This is a genomic window from Azospirillum sp. TSO5 (assembly GCF_003116065.1).
GTDB lineage: Bacteria > Pseudomonadota > Alphaproteobacteria > Azospirillales > Azospirillaceae > Azospirillum.
The window spans coordinates 22,819-29,108 of the sequence record NZ_LGQY01000145.1 but is presented as its reverse complement, the minus strand read 5'-3'; the positions used below and the strand labels follow the sequence as shown (position 1 = coordinate 29,108).

Annotated in this window: 4 protein-coding genes and 1 tRNA gene; all 5 read left to right on the top strand. The window is 69.0% G+C overall.

The genetic code is table 11. The annotated features are described in order from the left end of the window. Window positions 1–181: 181 nt before the first annotated feature. The 5 genes from recJ to TSO5_RS29645 all read left to right on the top strand — a co-directional run bounded on the left by recJ (window position 182) and on the right by TSO5_RS29645 (window position 6,175). On the top strand, window positions 182–1,978 hold the full coding sequence (gene recJ, locus TSO5_RS29665) for a single-stranded-DNA-specific exonuclease RecJ (protein ID WP_109154976.1): 1,797 nt from the start codon (window positions 182–184) through the stop codon (window positions 1,976–1,978). 98 nt (window positions 1,979–2,076) lie between these two features. Next, window positions 2,077–2,152, top strand: a tRNA-Glu gene (locus TSO5_RS29660). 143 nt (window positions 2,153–2,295) lie between these two features. Continuing rightward, entirely contained in the window at window positions 2,296–3,312 is a 1,017-nt protein-coding gene (gene dusA, locus TSO5_RS29655) for a tRNA dihydrouridine(20/20a) synthase DusA (protein ID WP_109154975.1), read from the top strand. Window positions 3,313–3,497: 185 nt separating this feature from the next. After that, entirely contained in the window at window positions 3,498–4,919 is a 1,422-nt protein-coding gene (gene thrC / locus TSO5_RS29650) for a threonine synthase (RefSeq protein ID WP_109154974.1), read from the top strand. Beyond that, the gene (locus TSO5_RS29645; protein ID WP_109154973.1) at window positions 4,916–6,175 is read left to right on the top strand and encodes a pitrilysin family protein; all 1,260 of its coding nucleotides are present in this window, start codon (window positions 4,916–4,918) and stop codon (window positions 6,173–6,175) included. Before thrC ends, TSO5_RS29645 begins: the two co-directional genes overlap by 4 nt. Window positions 6,176–6,290: the final 115 nt, after the last annotated feature.

Genomic DNA, 6,290 nt, shown 5'->3' with positions numbered 1-6,290 from the left:
GGGGGTGGCCACCCCCAGCAGCTCGATCCGTCGGAGACACTATAAGCCAAACTCAACATACAAGGGATGGGGAGGGGGCTCCGAAGCCGACGACATCCCACCCCTGCCCACACCCCTAGTGCCGCGCACGCCTATGTCTGCTATGGCTGTGGACCCATCCCAGCGACCGTGCAGCACCGCCATGACCGAAGCCGCCGCCTTCCTCAACGTCGCCAACTCCCTGTCCGGCAAGCGCTGGCAGGCGCGGCCCTGCGACGAGCGGCAGGCGCAGGCGCTCACCCAGGGGCGTGGCTTGCCGGAGATCGTCGGCCGGGTGCTGGCCGCCCGTGGTGTCACCGACGACACCTGTGAAACCTTTCTGAACCCGACGCTGAAGGCGCTGCTGCCCGACCCCTCGCGCTTCCGCGACATGGATCCGGCGGCCGAGCGCATCGCCCGCGCCATCCGCGATGGCGAGCCGGTGGCAGTCTTCGGCGACTACGACGTCGACGGCGCCACCTCCGCCGCGCTGCTGCGCCGATTCTTCCGCTCGCTCGGCGCCGATATCCGCGTCTATGTCCCCGACCGCATCACCGAAGGCTACGGCCCGAACGCCGCGGCGCTGCTGCGGCTGAAAGGGGAGGGGGTGCGGCTGGTGGTGACCGTCGATTGCGGCATCTCCGCCTTCGCCGCCCTGGAGGCGGCGGCCGATGCCGGGCTGGAGGTCGTCGTCCTCGACCACCACGCCGCCGAACCGCGCCTGCCCCCCGCGGTCGCCCTGGTCAACCCCAACCGGCTGGACGAGGACGGCGCCTACCGCACGCTCTGCGCCGCCGGCGTCACCTTCATCACCATCGTCGCCGTCAACCGTGCGCTCCGTCAGTCCGGCTTCTACCGCGACCGGGCCGAGCCCAACCTGATGGAATGGCTCGACCTCGTCGCTCTCGGCACGGTGTGCGACGTGGTTCCGCTGACCGGTCTCAACCGCGCGCTGGTGGCGCAGGGGCTGAAGGTGATGGCCCGCCGCGCCAACCCCGGCCTCGCCGCCCTGTCCGACGTGGCCGGCGTGAAGGAGAAGCCCGACGCCTACCATGCCGGCTATGTCCTCGGCCCGCGTGTGAATGCCGGCGGCCGGGTGGGAGCGTCCGACCTTGGCGCCCGCCTGCTCTCCACCGACGACCCCATCGAGGCGATGGAACTCGCCCAGCGTCTGGAAGGCCACAACGCCGAACGCCGCACCATCGAGCAAGCGGTTCTCGACGAGGCGCTGGAGCGCGTCGCCGCCGAGGCCGGACGCGAGACCGATCTGGTCTTCGTCACCGGCGTCGGCTGGCATCCCGGCGTCATCGGCATCGTCGCCGCCCGCCTGAAGGAGCGCTACAGCCGTCCCGCCTGTGTCGTCGCCCTGGAGGAAACCGCCGACGGCACCGTCATCGGCAAGGCGTCCGGCCGCTCGGTTCGCGGCGTCGACCTGGGGGCCGCGGTGATCGCCGCCCGGCAGGAGGGGCTGCTGCTGGCCGGCGGCGGCCATCGCATGGCGGCCGGCTTCACCGTGGCCGGCGACAAGATCGACGCTCTGCGCGACTTCCTGCACAGCCGCATCTCCGAACAGGTCGCCGCCGCCCCGCTGGTGCCGACGCTGGAACTGGACGGCGCCCTGTCGGTCGGCGGCGCCAGCGTCGGTCTGGTGACCATGCTCGACAAGCTCGGCCCCTACGGCACCGGCAACTCCGAACCGCGCTTCGCCATCGCCGACGCCCGCGTCGTGCGCGCCGACGTGGTGGGTGCCAACCATGTCCGCTGCATCCTGCAAGGCAACGACGGCGCCCGGCTGAAGGCCATCGCCTTCCGCGCGCTGGACAGCGACATGGGCCAAGCCCTGCTGACCGGCCGCGGCACCCCCTTCCACCTCGCCGGCGTGCTGCGCATCGACCGTTGGAACGGGTCTGAAGGTGTGCAGTTGCTGATCGACGACGCCGCGCCTGCGCGCTCGACGTAAGGCTTGGTGGGGCAGGGCGCAAAAAAGTATCGGAGGATGCGAAAAAGCGCTTGCGCTCTCCGGCTCCGATCTTTAGAAAGCGCGTCACCGCGAACGACGTCCCCGTCGTCTAGAGGCCTAGGACACCGCCCTTTCACGGCGGCGACACGGGTTCGACTCCCGTCGGGGACGCCACCTTCTCCAAGGTGCGCGACAAGCTTAGAAGGCCCGGCTGCAAAGCCGGGCCTTTTGCGTTTGGCGAATTTTGTGCCGGGTGGTTGCCCGCCGATCCGGTTTCGCCCACCTTGCTCTTCCCGGCCGCAGCAGAGCTGACCGCTATGACCGCCCCGAACCTCGTTACCCCCGCCATCCCCCTCAGCGTCGCCCCGATGATGGACTGGACCGACCGGCATTGCCGGTACTTCCACCGTCTGCTGTCGCGCTCGACCCTGCTCTATACCGAGATGGTGACCACCGGCGCCGTGCTGCATGGCGACCGCGAGCGGCTGCTGGGCTTCGACGCGGCGGAGCATCCGGTGGCGCTCCAGCTTGGCGGGTCGGACCCGGCGGACCTCGCCGCCTGCGCCCGCATCGCGGAAGAGTGGGGCTATGACGAGGTGAACCTGAACGTCGGCTGCCCCAGCGACCGCGTGCAGTCGGGACGCTTCGGCGCCTGCCTGATGGCGGAGCCCGATCTGGTCGCCCGGCTGGTCGGTGCCATGCGTGACGCCGTGTCGATCCCCGTCACCGTCAAGTCGCGCATCGCCATCGACGAGATGGAGGAATGGCCGACGTTGGACCATTTCATCCGCACCGTCTCCGCCGCCGGCTGCACCCACTTCATCGTCCATGCCCGCAAGGCGTGGCTGAAGGGCCTCAGCCCCAAGGAGAACCGCGACATCCCGCCGCTGCGCTATGACCTCGTCCACCGGCTGAAGGCGGAAAACCCGCATCTGACCATCGCCATCAACGGCGGCATCAAGACGCTGGACGAGGCCGAAGAGCATCTGGGCAAGGTCGACAGCGTGATGATCGGCCGTGCCGCCTATGAGACGCCCTATCTGCTGGTCGACGCCGACCGCCGCCTGATGGGTGGGGAGGGCGGTCCCGATCGCCATGCGGTGATCGACGCCATGCTGCCCTACATCGAGGCGCGCATGACGCGCGGGACGCCGCTGTCCAGCATCACCCGCCACATGCTGGGCCTGTTCCAGGGCCTGCCCGGCGCCCGGGCCTACCGCCGCCACATCGCCGAGAATGCCCACCGCCCCGGTGCCGGGCCGGAGGTGCTGGAACGCGCCGCCTCCCTGGTGCGCCGCCGCACAGCCGACGAGGCGGTGGAGGAGGCCGCGTGAATGGCTCCGACCCGGATGGAACACTGAACACACCCCGGAAAACTGTTTCACCGTGTTCCAAACGTTCCATCCAGAGCCGCCACGCACCCCCAACCGGACGGAATATGCGCCGTGCGTCCCGCACCGCTTGCGTGCGGGCAGGGTCCTCGCTAACTATGCCCTCTTCATCGGACGGAGTGTAAGCGGTGCGGTACGTCAGCACGCGGGGCGCGGCCCCGGTCTTGGGTTTCGAGGACGTCCTTCTTGCCGGGCTGGCGCGCGACGGCGGCCTCTATGTGCCGGAGACTTGGCCGCAATTCACGGCCGACGACATCCGCGCCATGCGCGGGCTGCCCTACAGCGAGATCGCCGTCCGCGTGATGCTTCCCTTCCTGGGCGGTTCAATCGCCGAGGACGAGTTCCGCGCCATCGTCCGTGACGCCTATGCCAGCTTCGACCATGCCGCGGTGACCCCGCTGGTGCAGGTCGACCCGACCACCTGGGTGCTGGAGCTGTTCCACGGACCGACCTTGGCCTTCAAGGACGTGGCGCTGCAGCTGCTCGGCCGCCTGTTCGACCATGTGCTGGCCAAGCGCGGGCAGCGGGTGACCATCGTCGGCGCCACCTCCGGCGACACCGGCTCCGCCGCCATCGAGGCTTGCCGCGACCGCCAGAACGTCGACATCTTCATCCTGCATCCCAAGGGCCGCACGTCCGAGGTGCAGCGCCGGCAGATGACCAGCGTGCTGTCGTCCAACGTCCACAACATCGCGCTGGACGGCACCTTCGACGATTGCCAGGACCTCGTGAAGGCGATGTTCAACGACGGCGCCTTCCGCGACCGGATGGGCCTGTCGGCGGTGAATTCGATCAATTGGGCCCGCATCATGGCCCAGATCGTCTATTACTTCACCGCCGCGGTGGCGCTTGGCGCTCCGGACCGCAAGATCGCCTTCACCGTGCCGACCGGCAATTTCGGCAACGTCTATGCCGCCTACGGCGCCCGCGCCATGGGGCTGCCGGTGGAGACGCTGGTGGTCGGCTCCAACAGCAACGACATCCTGGCGCGCTTTTTCGCCAGTGGGAGCATGGTCGCGGCGCCCGTCGTGCCTACCTTGTCTCCCAGCATGGACATCCAGATCTCTTCCAACTTCGAACGGCTGCTGTTCGACCTGCTCGACCGCGACGGCACCGCGGTGACGGAGGCGCTGAACCGCTTCCGCACCGAGGGCAAGTTCGCGGTGACCGACGCCCAACTCGCCCGCGCGCTGGCCATCTTCTCCGGCCACCGGGTGGACGAGGCCGCCACCATGGCGACCATCGCCGATGTCTGGAAGGGCAGCCTCTATCTGCTCGATCCGCACACGGCGGTCGGCATCGGGGCGGCCAAGGCCGCGGTCGCGGCCGGCCGGGTCGATCCGTCCGTTCCCATGGTGGTTCTCGCCACCGCCCATCCCGCCAAATTCCCCGACGCGGTGGAGAAGGCGACCGGCCGCCGGCCGGAGCTGCCGCCGCGCCTGTCCGATCTTTATGTGCGCGAGGAGCGCCTGTCCGAACTGCCGAACGATCTGGCGGCGGTTCAGGACTTCGTCATCGCGCGCGCCCGCGCCGCCCAGGAGGCCGCATGAGTTCCATTCGTGTGACGACGTTGCCCAACGGGCTTCGCGTCGCGACCGACACCATGCCCGACGTGCAGTCCGTTTCGCTCGGCTGCTGGGTCGGGGTTGGCACCCGCAACGAGGCGGCGAGCGTCAATGGCGTCGCCCACCTCGTCGAGCATATGCTGTTCAAAGGCACCCGCAGCCGCTCGGCCTTCCGCATCTCCGAGGAGATCGAGAATGTCGGCGGGCAGTTGAACGCCTACACCACCCGCGAGCAGACCGCCTATTACGCCAAGGTCTTGCACGAGGATGCGCCGCTGGCGCTCGACATCCTGTCCGACATGATCCAGCACTCCACGCTGGACGCCGAGGAGCTGGTGCGCGAGCGCACGGTGGTGTTGCAGGAGATCGGCCAGAGCGCCGATACGCCCGACGACATCATCTTCGACCATTTCCAGTCCACCGCCTATCCGGGGCAGGCCATCGGTCGCCCGGTGCTGGGCTCTGCCGAGATCGTCGGCGCCCTGCCGCGGGAAGCGCTGGTCGACTACATCGCCGGCCATTATGGCGCGCCGGGCATGGTGCTGACCGCCGCCGGCCGCATCGAGCATGACCGCATGGTCGATCTTGCCTTCAAGGCCTTCGGCGACCTGCCGAGCGGCGCCCCGCCCAAGCCGGAGTCCGCCAGCTACACCGGCGGCGACTTCCGCGAGGACCGTGATCTGGAGCAGATGCACCTCGTGCTCGGCTTCGACGGGGTGGGGGTCCATGATCCGGACTTCTACGCACACTCGGTGCTGTCCACCCTGCTGGGCGGTGGCATGTCGTCCCGCCTGTTCCAGGAGGTGCGGGAGAAGCGCGGGCTGGTCTATTCCATCTACACCTTCACCGGCGGCTACCATGACGGCGGCCTGTTCGGCGTCTATGCCGGCACCGGCGAGGATGAGGTGGCGGAACTGGTCCCCGTCGTCTGCGACGAGATCGCCAAGGTTGGCGCCGACGTGACGGAGGACGAGGTCGCCCGCGCCCGCGCCCAGTTGAAGGCCGGGACGCTCATGGCGCTGGAAAGCACCATGTCGCGCTGCGAGCAGTTGGGTCAGCAGATCCTGATCTACGACCGCCCGGTTCCGGTGGAGGAGATCGTGGCGAAGATCGACGGTGTCGATCGAGATGCCGTGATCAAGGCCGCCACCCGCCTGCGCGCCAGCCGCCCGACCGTCGCCGCTCTCGGCCCGATCGCCAAGCTGGAAAGCTACGACCGCATCGCGGAGCGTCTCGCCTGACGATGAAGACGGTGGCCGCCACCCCTCTCCCCCCGCAATTTTCCCCCTCTCCCCCCCGGGGAGAGGGTCGGGGTGAGGGGGAAGCACTGCGTGGATCGTCCGGCCGACGGATGTC

Bases quoted from the DNA above. Each gene is read 5' to 3' on its own strand.
- recJ (WP_109154976.1), top strand. From the start codon at position 182: ATGACCGAAGCCGCCGCCTTCCTCAACGTCGCCAACTCCCTGTCCGGC.
- dusA (WP_109154975.1), top strand. From the start codon at position 2,296: ATGACCGCCCCGAACCTCGTTACCCCCGCCATCCCCCTCAGCGTCGCC.
- TSO5_RS29645 (WP_109154973.1), top strand. From the start codon at position 4,916: ATGAGTTCCATTCGTGTGACGACGTTGCCCAACGGGCTTCGCGTCGCG.